This is a genomic window from Streptomyces pratensis (genome assembly GCF_016804005.1).
Taxonomy (GTDB): domain Bacteria; phylum Actinomycetota; class Actinomycetes; order Streptomycetales; family Streptomycetaceae; genus Streptomyces; species Streptomyces pratensis_A.
In genome coordinates, this window is sequence record NZ_CP051486.1 from 3,975,981 (window position 1) to 3,994,112 (window position 18,132).

Sequence of the window (18,132 nt, forward strand, 5' to 3'; positions counted from 1 at the left end):
GGGTTCGATCCACGGAAATACTCGAGGTCAGCTGCCGGCAGTCACGCGTCCACCGAGATCCCGGAACTTCTTCGTGGCGATTTTCAGACTGAGGGACGGCGACAACCTGAAAAGCCACCAGAACAGCTTCCAGAAGGCGGGAACCACGATGATTCCCTTGTTCCGGGCGACCGCGTCGAGCGATTTTTTGGCGAACTCCTCGGCTGATATCGGTTTCTGTTCCTCCCACATCTCCCGCGCCATCTCACTGGTCACACCCTCGACGCTGCGGCCGTACACACCTCCCTCGATGAGCGGGGTCCGGATGACGCCCGGGCAGAGCACGCTCACGCGTACTCCGAGCTGAGCGCCTTCGATGCGCAGATTGTGCGAGAGCCCGACCACGGCGTGTTTGGTTGTGACGTACGAGGTCGTGCCCGCGCTCGGGACCAGGCCCGCCAGGGAGGCGGTGTTCACTATGTGGCCGAAACCCTGGTCGATCATGAGGTTGTACGCCGACTGGACGCCGTTGACGACACCGACGAGGTTGACGTCGATCATGCGGCGCCAGTCCTCGATGCGGTAGTGCCGGGCGCCCGCCCCCATCCCGTGGCTGATGCCGGCGTTGTTGAACAGGTAGTCCAGACGTCCGGTGCGCGCGACGGTGTCCTTGACGAGCTGTTCGAACGTCGCGTGGTCGGTGACGTCCAGCCGGACGGCGGTCGCCTTTCCCCCGGCCCCCCGGAGAGTGGCGGCCAGTTCCTCGGCCTGGTCGATCTGGAGGTCGGCCAGTACGACCTCACAGCCGCGGGCGACGAGTTCCTCGGCCAGCGCACGGCCGATCCCCGACGCGGCGCCCGTGATGACGGCGGTGGCGTCCCGATAGATTCTGATGGCACTAGGTGTTGACATGAACGGATGTCCTCCTGGATTCCGGCTCGTCCTCAGCCACATGAAGATGCTGTCTTCACCTGAAACTCGCTGAGCGCTTTCAGGTCCTGTCCGAAGCGGTTGATGGTGTGCACCTGCGCGGAGCCGCTGCCCGGCGGCAGGATGTACTTCACGAACGTCGCGAGTGTCGCGCTGGGCCCCAGGTCCATGAAGGTCGCGTCACCTGCGGCAGTCACCTTCTCGATGGTCTGCGCGAAATCCACCGGACGGCGCATGGCGGCCCAGACGACGTCGGCCGTCACTTCCACGACCTGGTCCGTCGAAGCGGACGAGACGATCGGGATGCGCGGCGGGGCGAAGTTCGCGGTGCCGAGGATGCCGCGCACCTCCTCCTCGACAGGGTCGATGAGTTCGGTGTGCACGCCGTAGTTGACCGGCAGCCGCTGGCACACGACGGCCTCCTGACCCAAGGCGTGTTCCAGACGCGCGACCGCGTCGACCCGACCGCTGACCACGAAGTTGCCGTCGAAGTTGCGGCCCGTCACCCAGCAGTCGGCGAACAACCCGGCATGACTGCGCAGGACTTCTGCGGAACAGAGGACTGCCAGCATCCCGGACAACGGTGTCCGCTCCGCCAGTATCCGCGCGAACTCGACGGCGAAGGAGATCCCGAACTCCAGAGGAATCACCTCCGCGACCACGGCTGCGGTGATTTCTCCCAGGCTGTAGCCCACCAGGGCGTCGGGCCGGTGACCCATTTCCTGAATCACCCGTGTGAGGCTGTACTCCACACACAGCAATGCCGCGTTGGAGTCCGCCAGCGAGTCGAACGGATCGCTCTTCGAACGGTCCGGGTCGAAGATCGTATCCACGACCGACTTGCCGAGAACGGGGAACGCGATGTCGTCGCAGTGGTCCAGCCACAGCCGGTAGCGCGGGTGCCGCTCATAGAGTTCGCGGGTCATGTGGAAGTACTGGGAGCCCTGCCCCGAGTACATGAACACGGTAGGTCTGGTCATCGCCGCTGCTTTCGAGGGTCTCCGTCGTGGGTCCGGAACGCGGTCGTCTCCTTCAGCATTTCTCGAGGCAGATCGCCGAGCTGATCCCTCCGAAGCCCATGCTCAGACTGACGGCCGTCCGGAACGAGAAGTCCTCAGCCTTCTCGCGCACCCAGGGGAACGTCTCGTCCAGCGGATCCACGAGGTTTCGGGTGGGGTGCAGCTTCTGCTCCCGCATCTGCAGGAGCGTGGCCACGATCTCCACCGCCCCCGCCGCGGTGAGCCCGTGCCCCGTGATCGACTTGGTCGCGTTGATACGGGCGTGGGTCAGACCGGAGCGGGCGAGCGCCTGCAACTCGACCGCGTCACCGGTGGGCGATCCGGTGCCGTGCGGGTTGACGTAGTCGACGGCGGACGCTGGCATGCCGGCTTCGCGCAGCGCCGCCTCGATGACTGCCACCTCTCCCTCCAGCGAGGGGTGGGGATTGCGGGTGCCGTCCATCGCCGTACCGCCGCCGCGGAAACGCGCGTACGGCGCCGGATGCCCGCGCCCGTCCGCCCGCTCGACGACCACCGCGGCGCATGCCTCGCCGAAGATGAAGCCGTCGTGGTTCCGGTCGAAGGGGCGACAGGCCGCGGCCGGGTCGTCGGCCCAGCGGTGGGAGCCCATGGCGCCCATGGCCCGGAACGCCTGGCATTCCCAGTACGACAGGTCCATGAGCGCGCCCAGGGCGATGCAGACGTCCGCCTGGCCGGACTGTACCGCCCGCACGGCTTGGAGCACCGCGAGCAGTCCGCTGGCCGAAGCGCCGCCGAGCGTATGGGCGAATCCGCGGATCGGGAACTGCTCGGTGCAGAAACCGCACAGGTCCGAATCCATGAAGCCCATGCCGTACGTCGGGCGCAGGAACTCGGGGCGGTCCGCGTAGCGTGCGTGCAGCAGTGTCAGTTCTCGCTGCTGGACGTTGGACCCGCCGACCACCAGGCCGATGCGGGACGGATCCGCATCGTCCAGCCCGGCATCGTGCCATGCCTCGTGCAGAGTGGTCAGCGCCGCCCTGGCCGAGAGCGACGCCGTGCGCACGGTGCGCGCGGCGATGCTCCCGGGCAGGGCCGGCTCCCCCATCTCGGCACCCAGGAAGGGTTCGGTTCCGTCGCCGGAGGAACCCGGAGTCCGTCGCCCCGGACGCTGCAGGAACCCGAAGGCGTGGCGGCCGTCGAGGAGTGCCGCGACGAAGTCGTCCTTGCCCTGCCCCACCGCGGTGGTGACGCCCAGGCCCGTGACGACGACATCGCGGGCGTCAGACTGCGGACTTGCCATGGATGAGATCCGCCAGTTCGCCGATGTTCTTCGCGTCCGCCAGTTCGACCAGGGGGATGCTCACCGACAGCGACTCCAGGGTCATGATGATGATCTCTGCCCGGTCGATGGAGTTGGCTCCCAGGTCGCGCAGCGAATCGGAGGGCTCGAAGTGGTGGCCGTCGAGTTCGGGTATCACCTCGCGGGTGTGCTGCGCTATCAGGTCGAAGACGCGGTTGTCCGGCATGTGTTCAGCCTCCTGTGTAGTGGGATGTGATGAGGGCCCGGACCTCGGGCTGGTGGAAGGTCTTCGCGTGCATGGCCACCTCGCGCTCGATGTAGTGCGGGAGTTCGGCGCGGAGTTCTGACACGAGGTGACTCTTGAGGGTGACCAGGGAGATCCTGGGCTTCTCGGCGAGGGTCTCGGCCAGCTCGAGGGCGTGGGGCAGCACGTCGGCGCGCGGCAGGACCGGGAAGGGGACTCCACGTTCCTTCAGCTCGTGGCCGTAGTAGGTCTTCGCCGAGAGCAGCATCTCCCCGGCGAGGCTGGAACCGAGCTTCCTGGGCAGGACCAGGGTCGCGCCCATGCCGGGAGTGAATCCGTACTTCATGAAGTTCGTCGTGTAGATGCTCTCCTGGCTGAGGATCACGAAGTCGGCGAACATTCCCATGGCGAAGCCACCGCCGATGCCGTGGCCCTGCATGGCGGCGATGACGGGCACGGGGCAGTCCAGGGCCAGGCCGTAGATGTCGGCATCGGTGAAGCTGATGCGCCGCTCCTGGATCAGCAGGAGGCTCTCCTTGGTGCCACCACTGGCGAAGTAGTTGCCGTAGCCGGTGAGAACCACTGCCTTGCACCGCTCGTTCGCCCCGACCCTCGCGAAGGCATCCTGCAGGCCGGTGATGAGCTCGTCGGAGAAGGTGTTCTTGTGCACCTGGTCCTGCATGGTGATCTGGACGACGGAAGAGGTGATCTCCCGGTACTCCACGGGTGGGCTCTGCATTCCTACTCTCCTTCCCAGGGGAACTGCCCTGTTTTCACGTAGCGCTCGATCTTGCGCAGGTTCTCCTCGTCGGAGAACACCTCCTTGTTGGCCGCGACGGCCTTGTCCCGGGAGGCGAGCAGAATGTCGTCGAGGTTGCGCAGGTACTTCTTGTAGCGGGTCACTCCCGTCTTGGGCAGGTAGCGCAGTCGCAGGAGGTGCCGGCGCAGCAGGTTGTCGCTGTTCTCGGCGCTGGAGTCGACGAGTTGCCACTCCACGGCCTGTTGGGCGGTGAACGGCTGGGTCATGAGCGTGATGAAGTTGGACTTGGCCAGGCCGACCTTCCTGATCAGGAAGGGGAGGACACAGGCCGGCATGAGTCCGAAGAGCAGCTCCGACAGGCTGAACGTCACGGTGTCGGCGCACACCACGATGTCGCATGCGGCGACGAACCCGAGTCCCCCGGCGTTGACCTTGCCGCGCACGTGCGCCACGGAGACGAACGATCCGAACGCCAGAGAGAGCCACAGGTCGTACAGGGCCGTCGCGGGCGATCCCTCGTCCGCGGTGCCCCCGTCCCCCTCCCCTGCGGCGATCTCCCCGAAGTCGGCGCCCCAGCAGAACACCTCGGGCAGGCCTTCCAGGACAAGGACCTTGGCGTGCTCCTCGGCGAAGCGCACCACGTCGGCGCACTCCTCGACCAGGCGGGTGTTGATGGTGTTGCCCGCCTCCGGCCGGTGCAGCTGGAGGAAACAGATCTCGTTCTCGAAGCGAACCTTGACGGTGTCGTATCCCGCGGGGTTCAGGACACCCACTGGTACTCCCGGTGGAACTCGTCGATCTGCTTCAGGAACAGGAGTTCCTGGCCGAGCGCGGTCCGGGCCTGCGGAACGATGTCGGTGTTGAGGAGGGCGTTCCGGGTGCCGAACTTCACGGCGTGGTTGGCCTGCAGCAATGAGTCGTACTCCGGCATCGTCAACTCGTACCGGGTACTGAGGTGCTTCTCCATGCCGAGGCCGCGTGTGCGGTCCTGGCTCTCCTGGCGGGAGACGCCGCTGAAGAATTCGGAGCAGCAGCCGGAGCCGTACGAGAAGACGCCTATGCGCTGGGGACTGGAGAGGTCCGCGTTGTCGATGGTGCTGGCCAGCGAGAGCATGGTGGTCGCACCCATGACGTTTCCGACGCGCTGGCAGTAGGTCAGGCCGGGGTGCATGCGCCGTTGGAAGTCCTCCTCGATGTCCGCCGGACGCGCCTTGGCGACCTTGCGCATCAGGTTGCGGTGCGCGCCCTTGATCATTCCGCCGAAGGGTGTGTGGAAGGCGAGGTACCCGAAGGTCGACACGAAGTCGACGTCGCCTACACGCCGTTGGTACTCGCGGAAGGAGTTCTCGCAGCAGTCCAGGTAGGACAGCAGGGACAGGTCCGCGTTACCCGCCTCGCTGTCGGGGAGGGGACGGCAGGTGTCCATCACCTCGTAGCCGTAGTAGCCGCTCGCGCCGACATCGATCTGGAAGACGTGCGGGGTGTCGCTGACGATCATCGCCACGGCGCCGGCGCCGCCGCTCGGCTCGGCGAAGGACCAGTCCTCGGAGAGTGCGTCGCCGCTCTCCGCGACCATGAACCGCGTGATGTCGGTGGCGATCACCAGCGCCTTCGCGCCCGGTGAGGTTCCCGACAGGATGAAGTTCGCCGCTGTCTGCAGCGCTGCGACGCCCGAGTAGCAGGCGTTCTTGATCTCGAAGAGGCGGCAGTTACGGTTCAGCCCGAGCAGGTCGTGGAAGTACGTGCTCATGGACTTGCCGAAGTCGAACGCCGACTCGGTCGCGGTGATGACCAGTTCGATGGAATCCCGTTCCTCGGGCGACAGGGCGTCGATGAGGGGCTTGGCCGCGTTGACGCCGAACGTCACCGGATCCTCGTAGGGCAGCGCCACGGTCTTCTGCTTCATGAGGAGGTTGTCGAACCTCGCGGTGTCGAGCCCGCGGTGGATCGCCAGCTTCTCCACGTCGAGATAGCAGGTGCCGGCGAAGATGTTCATTGCTTCGATGCCAACGGTCGTCATCAGTTCTCCCACTGGGGCTTGCTGGTCGGTTCGGTACGAGTCACTGCGCTGCTGCGACCGGCTCCAGTTCCTGGAGATCAAAATATCCTCGGTAACCCTGCATGTAGACGGCCGCCCGGTGCCCGAAGAGAACGGTTGCCGCCGTAGCGGTCTCAAGGTTTCCATAATTCCCGGAGGTGGACCGGAACCGTGTTCCGACCGTATACCTCTCGTTCCACCTCCGGACCGTTTCCACAGCATTCTCGGTCGACTTCCGGGCGGTGCGCAGCGGAGCTTTTCTCTCATTTGCGAGTTCGCGGAGAATCTTTTTCAGCACTTTAGTCAGCACAGTACCGTGACCGACTTCTTCGAACTCCATCCCCGAGTATCCGAGCAGGTGCTCCACCGTGTCGGACCATCGCACGGCATTGACCATCTGCTTCGTCAGGCTCTCCTTGACGAGATGATCCTCGTACACCCTCGCCGTCACATTGGAGACAACCGGTATGCGCGGCTTCGAGAAGGAAATCCCTGAAAGGAATCCGTCGAACTCCACGCGGGCCGACTCCATGTACCGGGAGTGGAATGCTCCGCTCGTCCTCAGCGGAACGAACAGGTGGTTTCCGGTCTGGAAGAGCGGCCTCGCCGTCTCGATGTCCTCGGCGCGGCCGGAAATCACGATCTGGGACGGCGTGTTGAAGTTCGCCAGATCGACGGAGTCGAGTCCGTTCTCCGCGAGAATGGTGCGGATCTCCGCCTCCGAGGCGTTCAGGACGGCTGCCATACCGCCGCCCGAGGCCCTGCCCATCAGCTCTCCGCGCTTGCGCACCATCCGCAGGCCGGTCTCGAAGTCGAAGACCTCGGCCGCGAGCAGAGCGTTGTACTCGCCGAGGCTGTGGCCTGCGACGAAGTCCGGAACCAGCCCGGTCTCGCGGAGCTTCCGGTAGTAGGACAGGGCGTTGACCACATACATCGCGGGCTGGGTGTACTGCGTCTGGTCGAGCAGCCTGTCCGGATCCTCCAGGCAGAGGTCCTTGATGGAGTAGCCCAGGATCGAGTCGGCCGACCGCGTGAGGTCGCTGAATTCATCGAAGAGGGAAGAACCCATTCCCTTCTGCTGCGCCCCCTGCCCGGGGAAGACGTAGGTCCGCATGGGAAATCCTTTCTCGAAATCTTCCAAACCTGGTCGCGAGGACCGCGATGACGTGTCGCCTGTACCTTGCCAGAAAACCTGTTCCTACGCCTACCCGTACTCGGCGAGAATCGAGGAAGCTTCGCGCATGAGCTCCATCGCGATCCGGTCCGGGTGCCGATTTCTCCAGCTTTCCCATGGAGCGCCCCGCGCCCATTGGTTGAAAGCCCCCAGCGCAGGCCCGGTGTGGATCTGCACATTGACAGGATCGAAATCGGTTTCCATGAAGGAGAGTCGGCTGCTGTAGCCGTAGTACCAGCGGAAGAGGAGAGCCATGCGCCGCTTCGGACTGCGCTCGGCCCGCTCGATCTCCGACTCTCGGCCTGTCTTCAGGAGGTGCTCACAGGTTTCCCTCCAGACCTCGTCGACGCTCTTCTTGAAGAAAGTGTCCTGGATCTGCCGGCGAACCCCCTGCGGGATCTCCTCCCATGAGTCGTAGCTCTTGTACAGCGCGTGCAACCGGTTCGCCCGGGCGGGAAAGAGAACGCCCTTCTTCAGAACCTGTACCAGGGCGCCGATCTCGAACATGTCGCCCGCCGGACAGTAATCGGTGTCCTGGACATCGATGGTCTGCAACCGGTCCTTCACCGCATCGCTGACGCCGGCCTCGACCGTGCACTGGTTGATGGAACCGGTCATGACGAAGTCGGCACCCATGGCGAAGGCGGCGGCGACCGCGTGCGGCGTCCCTATCCCCCCGGCGAGACCGAGACGGATCCTCTCGCCGTAACCGAACTCCCGCGTCATGCGCAGCCGCAGGCTCTGCATCGACGGCAGCAGCACGGTGGACACCCCGCGGTCGGTGTGGCCCCCTGAATCCGCCTCCACGGTGAGGTCCTGCGCCACCGGAACCCCCCGGGCCAGCGCGGCCTGCTCGCGAGTGACCCGGCCCTCCGCGACCAGCTGCGCGACGATCTCCTGCGGCGCGGGCCGCATGAACTCGCGGGCCACCTCGGGCCGGGAGACCTTGGCGACGATCCGCGTGTCACGGGCGACACCGCCTCCCGGCCGGGCCCGCAGCCCCGACAGATGGAACAGGACCAGGGCCGGGGTGACCTTGATGAAGGCCGATGCCTCGATGACGCGCACACCATGGGCGAGCAGCAGCTCGACGGCGGCCGTCTCCCGTGCCGGGTGCCTGAGGTCGCAGAGCAGATTGACACCGAAGGGCTGGTGGGGGGCCAGATGCCGACGGATGTGGGCGATGTCGTCCGTCACCCGCTCGGGGCTCAGGCCGGCGGCGCCCAGGAATCCCATGAAGCCGGCTCGCCCCATGGCGACCACGAGCTCCTTCGAGGCGATACCTCGGTACATCGACCCTGCCAGATAGGCGTAGCCGACACCGAAGTCCCTGCGGAAGGAGGCACAGCCGAGCCGCGCCGCCATGTCCTCCCCGGGTTCTCCCGCCGCCTTCACCTCTTGTCCTGCGCCTTCTGGTGGCGGGTGACCCATGCCTTCGCCACAGGGAGCCGCTTGTCCCGCTTGCCGGTGTAGAACAGCTTGCAGAAGGACCGCACGGTGGTGAGTGCCGCCGGGTCGCCGAGCATCACGAAGTGGTTCGCCGAGTCCACGTCGACCTGGTGGAAGTTCGGCAGCTGCCGCTGCCACTCCGCCCAGTAGACGCCGTGGTCCAGGACCGCGCCGTCCTCCTGGGTGGAGAACAGCGGCTCCATCTCTCCGTAGAACAGACCGCTGCGGTTGCGGAAGTAGAAGCAGGTGACCGACTCCGGCCGGGGTAGCGACGCGATGTCGTAGTCCAGCAGTCCGTAGGCCTCCTGGACGCGCAGGTTGCGCAGCACCCGGTCGCGCAGCGCCTGCGCGTCCCCCTTCAGGCCCCGCTCCCGGGCCAGGGTGAGCATCTGGTCGAGAAGGCCGTCCTCCTCCTGGTTCCAGTCGACCTCGCGGCCGGGCACCAGCGTGGTGGCGAAGTCCTCCGGAGCCGGCTTGGAGGCGGCGAACAACAGGGCGTTGACCTGCTGCAACAGCATGTCGGTGCGCGACATGGTCACGTCCCCCACGCTGTCGTCGTAGGTGTCCACCATGACGATGCTGTCCACTGTCGCGCCGTGCTCCTGGAGGCGGCGCGTCACCTCGTAGGCCAGCAGGCCGCCGAACGAATAGCCACCGAGGTCGTAGGGGCCCTCGGGCTGGACCGTGCGGATGATCTGCGCGTAGTGATCGGCCAGTGCCGGGATCCCGTGCAGCGGATCGCTGTTCGTCATCCAGCCACGGGCCTGGATCCCGTAGAAGGGCCGCTCGATGCTGTCGGTGATCGACGCGTAGACCTCCACCCCGCCGAGCCCGCCGTGGAACCAGAAGACCGGTCGGCCCTCGCGTCCGGCGTTGAGTTGGACGACCTCCGGGATGCGCACCGGAGCGGCGGGCGCCGGCCCGGCACCGGCGGATGCGACAGCCCCGGGCCCGAAGCGCCGCAACAGGTCCCCGGTCGACCGGCACTCGCCCAGCGCGCCGAGATCGGCCATGGGGTCGATCTCGGCCTGGAGGGCCTGGAGGAGCTGTGTGGCGTGGATCGAGCTGAAGCCGAGGTCCTCCAGCGGCGTCGCGAGGTCGAGTTCGTCCGTCCGCATCCCCAGCAGCTCGGCGACGACGACCGTGATCCGGTCCGCTGCTCCGGCGGCCGGAACAGCAGCCGGAGCAGTGGTGACCGCAGCCGGGGCAGCTATCGCGGTCGTGGCGTCCCGTCCCGAGGGCTGGGGCACCCAGTACCGCTTCCGGTCGAAGGGGTAGGCCGGCAGCGACCGCAGCATCCGCGGGGTCCGGTCGCCGCGCGGCACGGACCCCCAGGGCACGTTCCCGCCCCGCGCCCACAGCAGGGCCAGCTTCTCGAGGTCGCTCTCGGCCAGCAGCTCGCGGACCAGCGCGTCGCCGGCCCGTCCGCTCAGCAGCAGGTCGAGGTCCGAGTCGTCACGCCCGGCGTCGCCGGTGAACAGCGGCACGGGGGCTGCCTCCTCGGAGCCGTCGAGGTAGTGGGCGAGGCCTGCGGCGAGCTCCTTGGTGTTCCCCGCAACCAGCGCCAGCCGGGATTCCATGGCCTCGCGCCCGGACTGCAGTGTGTGGGCGAGGTCGGCGAGGGACAGGTCCGCCTGCGCCGGCAGGAACTCCGACAGCAGGCTCGCGACAGCCCTGAGCCGGTCCTCGGTGCGGGCGGAGAGGACCACGATCTGCGGCATCAGGTCGCCGTCATCGGAAGCCTGTGCGGCGGTGTCCTCCGTCCCGGGCTCCGCCACGTACTCCTCGACGACGAGATGGGCGTTGGAGCCACCCGCTCCGAAGGAGTTGACTGCCGCCCGCAGCGGGTACTCCCGCTCATGGCCGTCGATGTCCACGACGGGCCGGTTCCAGGGCTCCGCCTCCTGCGGCAGGTAGAAGGCGGTGCCCGCCGGCTCCACGCCCGGGTTGAGCCGGCCGCTCCCGACGAACGGGACGAGCCGGCGGTGCCCGAGCTGGAGGACGACCTTGCTCAGCTGGGCTATGCCCGAGGCCGCCTCAAGGTTGCCCAGCGTGGACTTGACCGTCCCGACGGCGCAGAACCGCTCGTCCTGGGTGTGTTCACCGAAGGCGCCGCGCAGCGCGGCGAATTCGACTGCGTCGCCCATCTGGGAACCGTTGGCAGACGCCTCGACGTAGCTGACGGTTCGCGGGTGGATGCCCGCCCGCTCCAGGTTCTCCTCGATCAGCCGCTGTTGCCGGTCCGGGCTGGGCACCACGGGGCCGCTGGTGCGGCCCTTGTGGTTGGTCGCGCTAGACCGGATGACGGCGAGGATCTCGTCCCCGTCACGGACGGCCATGGCCAGCGGCTTCAGCAGCACCGCGCCGACGCCCTCCGCGGGTATGAAACCGTCCCCGTCCAGGAGAGCCCGGCTGTCGAGGTCGCTGCCCGTGAGGCCGGCCAGGCTCAGTCCCAGGTACTTCTTGGGGTGCAGGGAGAGGTTGACGCCACCGGCGATCATCATGTCGCAGCCGCCCCTGCGCAGTTCCTCGCACGCCATGTGGATCGCGACCAGCGACGAGGAGCAGGTGGTGTCGATCGCGAGGCTCGGCCCTTGCAGGTCGAAGAAGTGCGACACACGGTTGGCGATGGCGCTGTAACTCATCACCGACGTCATGGATTCGTGCACGATGTCGGACGCCAGCAGCTGGTACTGCTGGTACATCGCGCCGACGTGGACTCCGACCCGGCTCCCGTGCACATCGCGCAGCCGGTCCCTGGTGTAGCCGGAGCTCTCCAGCAGGGTCCAGACGCATTCCAGGAACAGGCGCGTCTGCGGATCCATGATGGCGGCCTCGCGTGGCGAGACGTTGAAGAACAGTGCGTCGAAATCGGCTACACCGTCCAGGAATCCGCCCCACCTGGTGGGGGTCCTGCCGGGCCGGTTCCGGTCGGGGTCGTAGTAGAGGTCGTGCTCCCAGCGGTCCTGGGGCACCTCCGTCACGCAGTCCCGTCCCGCGACCAGGTTCTCCCAGAGCCCCTCCAGGTCCTTCGCGCCGGGATATCGGCCGGCGAGTCCGATCACCGCGATCGCGTCCTCGCGGGCCGCGGGCCGCGAGGGCTCGGCCGGTGACGGCACCTCGGTCGGGCCCGGAGGCCGTGGGACTGCGACCGGGGCTCCGGCCTCGGGCCCGGCCGGCCGGGCGGGCTCACCGTGGATGAGGTCTCCGGGCACGGGCGGGCGGCCGGGCTCACCGTGGATGAGGTCTCCGGCCTCGGGCACGGGCGGCCGGGCGGGCTCACCGTGGATGCCGACGACCGCCCTCACCGTGTCCGCGTGGGCGCGGAGGAAGTAGGCACTCAGCTCCTGGATGTTCCGGTACTCGAAGAAGAGCGTCTTCGACAGCGAGCCGAAGTCGGCCTCCAGCCTGTTGGTGACCGAGAGCGCGAGCACCGAGTCGATGCCGAACCGCTCGAAGGGCGCCGCCGGGTCGATCCGGTGCCCGGGCACCTGGATCACCTCGCTCAACGCCTTCCGGAGATGGGCGACCAGGGCGGCGCGCACCGTGTCGGCCTCGGCACCCGTCGCAGGCAGTGGCCGGGCCGCAGCCGGGCCCTCCACCGGGCCGGCCGGCCTCGGCGGTGCGGGCGGGGCCGCTTCCGGAACGGCGGGCCGGTCCAGCACGGTGCGCCTGATCCGGTCGGCGTCGCCCGCGACGACCAGGACCTGGCTGTGCGGCGCCTCCAGCGCTGCGTACAGCGCGTCCATGCCCTCGGCGGTCGGCAGGGGCGCCATGCCCAGCCGCTCGTTCATGACCGCTTCGGTACCGGGGTCCATCCGCATCCCGCCCTCGGCCCACAGCGGCCAGTCGACCGACACGGAGGCTCCCGAGCGCTCTCCCCGGTCGGCCAGCTGCCGCCGGTGGTGGGTGTAGGCGTCCAGGAACGCGTTGGCGGCCGCGTAGTCGCTCTGCCCTGCGTTGCCGAACACCCCTGCCGCGCCGGAGAACGACATCAGGAAGTCCAGCGGTACGTCCTTGCTGGCCTCGTCCAGATTCACCAGACCGGCGACCTTCGGTGCGAGGACCGCGCGGCACTCCTCGGCGGTCTTGCCCCCTACGAGGCCGTCGCGCAGCACCCCGGCCGCGTGGACGATGCCGTGCAGGGTGCCGTGCTCCTGCACGATGCCGTCCACCAGGGTGCGCACGGCTGCGGCCCGGGCGACATCGGCCTGCGCGTAGCGGACGTCGGCGCCTTGGCCGCGCAGCGCGTCGAGGGCGGATTCCTGTTCGGGTCCGAGCGGCGAGCGGCCCGCCAGGACGAGCTTGACGTCGCGTACGCCCGCCATGTCCTGCGCGACGAGCTTGCCGATGCCGCCCAGTCCGCCCGTGACGAGGTAGACCCCGCCGCTGCGCCATGGCACCCGGGTTTCCGCGGGCGCGTCGCCCTCGCGCCAGGCCAGGGCCTCGACGCGGCCGGCCCGGAGGCGCACGCAGGATTCGTGGGGATGCCGGCGGCCGGCGCCGAGCAGGGACATCATCTGCTCGGCGCTTCCGGCCGGGTCGACGAGCACGACCTGCGGCAGCAGCCCGGGCTGCTCCGCCTGTACCGATTTCAGGAGTCCCGACAGGCCGCGGGTGGTGGCGAGTCCGCTCTCGTCGGGGACGACGAGCTGTATGTGGGCCGCGCGCCGCACACCCTCGGCAAGGAGGCTGCGCAGGTGGTCGAGCGCCTGGACGGTGTACTCGGTGAACCGTTCCGCGATCCCGGGTCCGGCGGAGGTCAGGTGCAGCAGCCGCGCCGCGGGTTCACGCTGGGCGAGGAGGTCGCCGAGTGCGGGCAGGTCGGGCAGCAGTACGACGTGTTCTCGCGGCTCGGGGGCCGGGTCGCCCGGGGTGGCCTCCCTCCAGACCGGCAGAAAGCTCACGCAGGACACCGCGTCCGGCTCGGTTCCGTCGGCCTCGCCCCCCAGGACGCGGTAGGACATGCCACGGATCCGGACGCATACCCGGCCCTGGTCGTCGCACAGGTCGATGTCGAGCTTGAGGACCGTGCCGTCCGCCCGGGAGCCCGCGCTGGAACGGATCCAGGCCCACATCGACTCCGCGCAGCTGCCGAGCACTTCGAGCTCGTCCAGCGCGAACGGCAGGGAGGGCTTCATGCCGGTCACGTCGAGTGTTTCGGCCGTCCCGCCGGCGAGGCCGATGCCGAGTGACGCCTGAAGGGTCGCGTCGAGCAGGCTCGGGTGCAGGACGAAAGCGTCGCGAGCGGCACGCACCGAGCCGGGAAGTACGAGGTGGGCCAGGACCTGGCCGCGGCCGACGTGCAACTGCTCCAGTCCACGGTGTGAGGGGCCGTAGCGGAAGCCGATGGCCTCGTACATGCGGTACAGCTGGGCCGCGGTCAGCTCCCGCCGGTCGCATGCGGCCCGGAGGGCCGGCACGTCGAGCAGCGCCGGCGCTGCTGTCCTCCGCACCACCTGCCCCTGGCTGTGCACCACCGGGGTGGCACCGGGCGTCGGGCCCGGCGTACCGGTGATCTCGAAGTGGGCCTCGTCGGGCCCCACGGGTACGAGGGACGTGAGGAGGATGACGGGCTCGGCGTCCACCGCCACGGGCCGCGCCCACACCACGTTGCGCAGGGCGATGCCGTCGGCGTCGCCGCCTCGCCCGGGCGTCCCCAGGGTGAGGGCGGCGGCGGCCCGCGCCATCTCCAGGCAGGCGACGCCGGGCAGCACCTTTCGCCCCTTGACCACGTGGTCGGTGAGGAAGTGCTCCTCGCCGGTGAACCGCGTGCGGTAGCGCCGGGCGTCGAAGTCCGAGACGTCCTCGTGCAGCAGCGCATGCGGCTCGGCCGTGCCGGGACGAGCCGTGAGCGCCCGCTGCTCGGGCACCCAGTACCGGTCACGGGCGAACGGGTATGTCGGCAGTGGGACGCGGGTGCAGCGGTCTCCGGCGAAGAGGGCGGCGTAGTCCAGGCCGTAGCCCTGGACGTAGAGGTCCGCGACGGTCGACAGCAGTTCGGTGCGGGCCGCCGGGTCGGTGGCGGCCTGCCGGACGCAGTCGTTACCGAGGTTCCGCAGCGCGGCACGCTCCTCAATCCCTTGAGCGGGGACCTCGCCGGCGCGCACGAGGGGGCTGTGCCCCTGGTCGAGCCAGGTGCGCAGGCTCTGGACCAGTTCCCCACGGTCGCCTACGACGACGGCCAACCGGTGCGCGAGGTGCTTGCGGCCGAGGAGGAGGGTGAAGGCGATGTCTCCCGGGGCCAGCCCCGGCCGCTGCTCACAGTGGGCGATCAGGCGCTCGGCCTGCTCGACGAGTTGCCCGGCGGTGGCCGCGGACAGGGTGACGAGGTGTCCGGTGGGTCCGGTGGAGCGGGGCACCGGGTCAGGAGCCTCCTCGAACACGATGTGGGCGTTGGTCCCGCTGACCCCGAAGGAGCTGACCGCCGCACGTCGTGTGCCGTCGTTCCCGGCAGCCCAGGGGCGGTTCACCGTGTTGACGTAGAAGGGGCTGTCGGACATGTCGATGTGCGCGTTCGCCTGCTCGAAGTTGATCGAGGGCGGGATGCTCCGGTGCTCGAGCGAGAGCAGGACCTTCATGGCACCGGCGACGCCGGCGGCGGTGACGGTGTGACCGAGGTTGGACTTGACCGAGCCCAGTGCGCAGTAGTCGCGCCGGTCCGTGTACCGCCGGAAGGCCCGCTTCAGGGCCTGGTACTCGATCGGGTCGCCGAGCTTGGTGCCCGTACCGTGCGCCTCCATCATCTGGATGTCGTCGGGGCGGATCCCGAAGGTGTCGTAGACCGAGGTCTCCAGCCGCTCCTGGGAGGCGGCGCTCGGTGCGGTGATCCCGTTGGACGCGCCGTCCTGGTTGATCCCGGAGCCGCTGATGACGCCGCGGATGTGGTCACCGTCGGCGATCGCGTCGCCGAGGCGCTTGAGGACGAGGACTCCTACACCCTCGCCGGGCACGAAGCCGTCGGCCCGGTCGTCGAAGGTGTGGCAGCGGCCGCTCGCGGAGAGCATCCCGGCGCGGCCTGCCAGCAGGTAGAACTGCGGCGTGCACTGCACGGAGACGCCGCCCGCCAGGGCCATCTCGGTCTCACCGCCCCACAACCCCTGGCAGGCGAGGTGGATGGCGACGAGCGAACTGGAGCAGGCGGTGTCGACCGCGATCGCCGGGCCCTGGAGGTCGAGATGGTACGAGATGCGCGCCGGCATCGCCGACAGCGCGTTGCCCCACATCGACTGCGGGGGCGCCTCGGCACCGAACAGCTGTGCGTACCCGCTCTCCTGGCAGCCGACGTACACGCCGACACGCCGTCCCTGGGTGTCCGAGCCCGCGTAGCCGGCGTCCTCCAGCGCTTTCCACGACTCCTCGAGGAAGAGCCGCTGCTGCGGGTCCATGTAGGTGGCCTCGACGCCCGAGATGTTGAAGAAGGCCGGGTCGAAGCGGTCGATCCCATCGATGAAGCTGCCGCGATCACAGCTCTGGGTGCCGGCCGGGTGGTGGCGCGACAGGTCCCAGCGTGAGACGGGCTCGGTGAGGTCGTGGCCCCGCGCGAGGTGCTCCCAGAGCTGCCCGACGTCGGCCGATCCGCCGAATCTTCCGCTCATTCCGACGACGGCGATGGGCTCTCTGGCCTGGAGGCCCGCAGAGGTCCGCTCCCCGTCCGGCCGGGCTGCCCGGCCGGAAACGACCGGAGGTGATGCGAGCTCCTCGGGCGTGGACCGCCGCTCGGCCTGCGGCGGGGCCGCCGGCCCGGCCGGGTGCGCGTGGCCGGTGATGTGCCGCGTCAGCCGGTTGACGGAACCGTGGTCGAAGAGGTCGGTCGTCGAGAGGTCGGTGCCGAGCGCACGGTTGATCTCCTGGATCAGCCGCACACCGATGATGGAATCGACGCCGTAGTCCATGAAGGCGTCATCCGCGGCGATCTGCGTCCGGTCGATCTTCAACGACAGCTTCAGCTGCTCGAAGATCGTGTCCCTGACGTGCTGTTCCAGCGCTTCGCCGACGGCCGGGCCCTGCTCCGGCACCTTGCCGGCCGCCCTCTCCTCCGCCTCCCGCCGGACGGGGCCGTCGCCGACGGCTTCCGCCGCCGGGACCGCGGCCTCCTGGGCCTCCTGCCGCACGAGGCCGTCGCTGTCCGCGGCGATCACCTGGTATCCCAGCCCGTGCAGCCGCCGCGCCGGGAAGGACACGGATCCGAATCCCTCGTCGTCGAGCGCCTCCTCCCAGGACTCCGGGGAGAGGCCGGGTCCGCCCGGCATGCGCAGCTCCTCGTCCTCGTACAGCCACCAGCCGTCGAGGAGGCCGAACGTCAGGTGTGTGAAGAGCGAGTGGGTGGACAGCTCGTTGGCGAGCAGGACGCCGTGCTTCTTCAGCGCGCCCTTGGCGTTGCGCAGCGTCCGGCGGATGTCCTTCGTGGCGTGCAGCACGTTGGTGGCCAGGACGAGGTCGTAGGAACCGGGGGCCATGTCCTGCGCCGCCAGCGGTTCCTCGACGTTGAACAACCGGTAGTCCAGATAGGGGTAACGCGGCCCGTACTCCTGCTCCGCGTGCATCAGGAACGACTTCGACAGATCTGTGTAGGAGTACGTCTCGACGTGCGCGGCGAAGGGCTCCAGCCGCTCGAAGACGGTGACGCTCCCGCCGCCGGTGCCCGCGCCGATCTCCAGGATGCGGACGCGGGCGGCCGGGTCGGCGCGCACGATCTCCCGCACCACGGCGGCCGCGGCGTCCGCCAGGATCCCGTTGAAGCGGTCGGAGACGGAGTTGTCCCGGTAGATGCCCTCGACCAGCTCCATCGACGAGTTGGGGAACATCACGTCGGTGGCGAGCACCTCGCCGCGCAGGATGCCCGGCAGCGCACGCAGTGTGGCGTCGAGCAGTGTGAACTGGGCCCGCGGGGCGCCGTCCCCCTGCTGTCCTGCGCCGTGGGTCTCCCATTCCGCCCACGCGGCGGAGCTGTCCACGGCCGACGCCGGGGCCGGCCGCGAGGGGGCGCCGTGCAGGAGTCCGTGAACGCGCAGCCGCCGCACGGATTCGTCCAGCCAGCGGCGCAGTCCGCCTCCGGGGGGCAGGGCCGGAGCCTCGCCGGACAGCTGTCCGGCGCTCTCGAGCTGGAGGAGCAGCAGGCGGCTCAGCAGGTCCTCGTCCAGGCCCGTGGCGGCACCGGCGGACATGACCGTTGCCTGGTCCGTCGCGCCGGCAGGCTCCCGGCACAGCAGGCGCAGGGGAACCCGCGTGCCTTCGGGCACCATCGTGATGGCTTCGCGCCGAATGTCGTTCAGCAT

The 18,132-nt window shown here is 68.7% G+C and carries 10 protein-coding genes; all 10 read right to left on the minus strand.

The annotated features are described in order from the left end of the window. Positions 1–27: 27 nt before the first annotated feature. The gene (locus HED23_RS16190) at positions 28–891 is read right to left on the minus strand and encodes an SDR family NAD(P)-dependent oxidoreductase (RefSeq protein WP_203184102.1); all 864 of its coding nucleotides are present in this window, start codon (positions 889–891) and stop codon (positions 28–30) included. A gap of 32 nt (positions 892–923) precedes the next feature. Continuing rightward, on the minus strand, positions 924–1,889 hold the full coding sequence (locus HED23_RS16195; RefSeq protein ID WP_203184103.1) for an acyltransferase domain-containing protein: 966 nt from the start codon (positions 1,887–1,889) through the stop codon (positions 924–926). Between the two features lie 52 nt (positions 1,890–1,941). Then, entirely contained in the window at positions 1,942–3,189 is a 1,248-nt protein-coding gene (locus HED23_RS16200) for a beta-ketoacyl synthase N-terminal-like domain-containing protein (protein WP_203184104.1), read from the minus strand. Then, complete coding sequence (locus HED23_RS16205; protein ID WP_203184105.1) at positions 3,170–3,415, minus strand: acyl carrier protein; 246 nt, start codon at positions 3,413–3,415, stop codon at positions 3,170–3,172. Before HED23_RS16205 ends, HED23_RS16200 begins: the two co-directional genes overlap by 20 nt. Positions 3,416–3,419: 4 nt before the next feature. Next, positions 3,420–4,172 carry a polyketide synthase gene (locus HED23_RS16210; RefSeq protein ID WP_203184106.1) on the minus strand — a complete coding sequence of 251 codons (753 nt, stop codon included), beginning with the start codon at positions 4,170–4,172 and terminating at the stop codon, positions 3,420–3,422. Between the two features lie 2 nt (positions 4,173–4,174). Next, complete coding sequence (locus HED23_RS16215; protein WP_203184107.1) at positions 4,175–4,966, minus strand: enoyl-CoA hydratase/isomerase; 792 nt, start codon at positions 4,964–4,966, stop codon at positions 4,175–4,177. Continuing rightward, complete coding sequence (locus tag HED23_RS16220; RefSeq protein ID WP_203184108.1) at positions 4,954–6,213, minus strand: hydroxymethylglutaryl-CoA synthase family protein; 1,260 nt, start codon at positions 6,211–6,213, stop codon at positions 4,954–4,956. Before HED23_RS16220 ends, HED23_RS16215 begins: the two co-directional genes overlap by 13 nt. 40 nt (positions 6,214–6,253) lie before the next feature. Continuing rightward, the gene (fabD, locus tag HED23_RS16225) at positions 6,254–7,345 is read right to left on the minus strand and encodes an ACP S-malonyltransferase (RefSeq protein ID WP_238441986.1); all 1,092 of its coding nucleotides are present in this window, start codon (positions 7,343–7,345) and stop codon (positions 6,254–6,256) included. A gap of 90 nt (positions 7,346–7,435) precedes the next feature. Further along, on the minus strand, positions 7,436–8,800 hold the full coding sequence (locus HED23_RS16230; protein WP_203184110.1) for a PfaD family polyunsaturated fatty acid/polyketide biosynthesis protein: 1,365 nt from the start codon (positions 8,798–8,800) through the stop codon (positions 7,436–7,438). Further along, positions 8,797–18,132 carry an SDR family NAD(P)-dependent oxidoreductase gene (locus HED23_RS16235; RefSeq protein WP_203184111.1) on the minus strand — a complete coding sequence of 3,112 codons (9,336 nt, stop codon included), beginning with the start codon at positions 18,130–18,132 and terminating at the stop codon, positions 8,797–8,799. The genes HED23_RS16230 and HED23_RS16235 overlap by 4 nt, the downstream gene beginning before the upstream one ends.

Excerpts from the sequence above, each read along its gene's own strand:
- HED23_RS16190 (WP_203184102.1), bottom strand. The coding sequence starts at position 891 with ATGTCAACACCTAGTGCCATCAGAATCTATCGGGACGCCACCGCCGTC.
- HED23_RS16195 (WP_203184103.1), bottom strand. The coding sequence starts at position 1,889 with ATGACCAGACCTACCGTGTTCATGTACTCGGGGCAGGGCTCCCAGTAC.
- HED23_RS16200 (WP_203184104.1), bottom strand. The coding sequence starts at position 3,189 with ATGGCAAGTCCGCAGTCTGACGCCCGCGATGTCGTCGTCACGGGCCTG.
- HED23_RS16205 (WP_203184105.1), bottom strand. The coding sequence starts at position 3,415 with ATGCCGGACAACCGCGTCTTCGACCTGATAGCGCAGCACACCCGCGAG.
- HED23_RS16210 (WP_203184106.1), bottom strand. The coding sequence starts at position 4,172 with ATGCAGAGCCCACCCGTGGAGTACCGGGAGATCACCTCTTCCGTCGTC.
- HED23_RS16220 (WP_203184108.1), bottom strand. The coding sequence starts at position 6,213 with ATGACGACCGTTGGCATCGAAGCAATGAACATCTTCGCCGGCACCTGC.
- fabD (WP_238441986.1), bottom strand. The coding sequence starts at position 7,345 with ATGCGGACCTACGTCTTCCCCGGGCAGGGGGCGCAGCAGAAGGGAATG.
- HED23_RS16235 (WP_203184111.1), bottom strand. The coding sequence starts at position 18,132 with ATGCTGAACGACATTCGGCGCGAAGCCATCACGATGGTGCCCGAAGGC.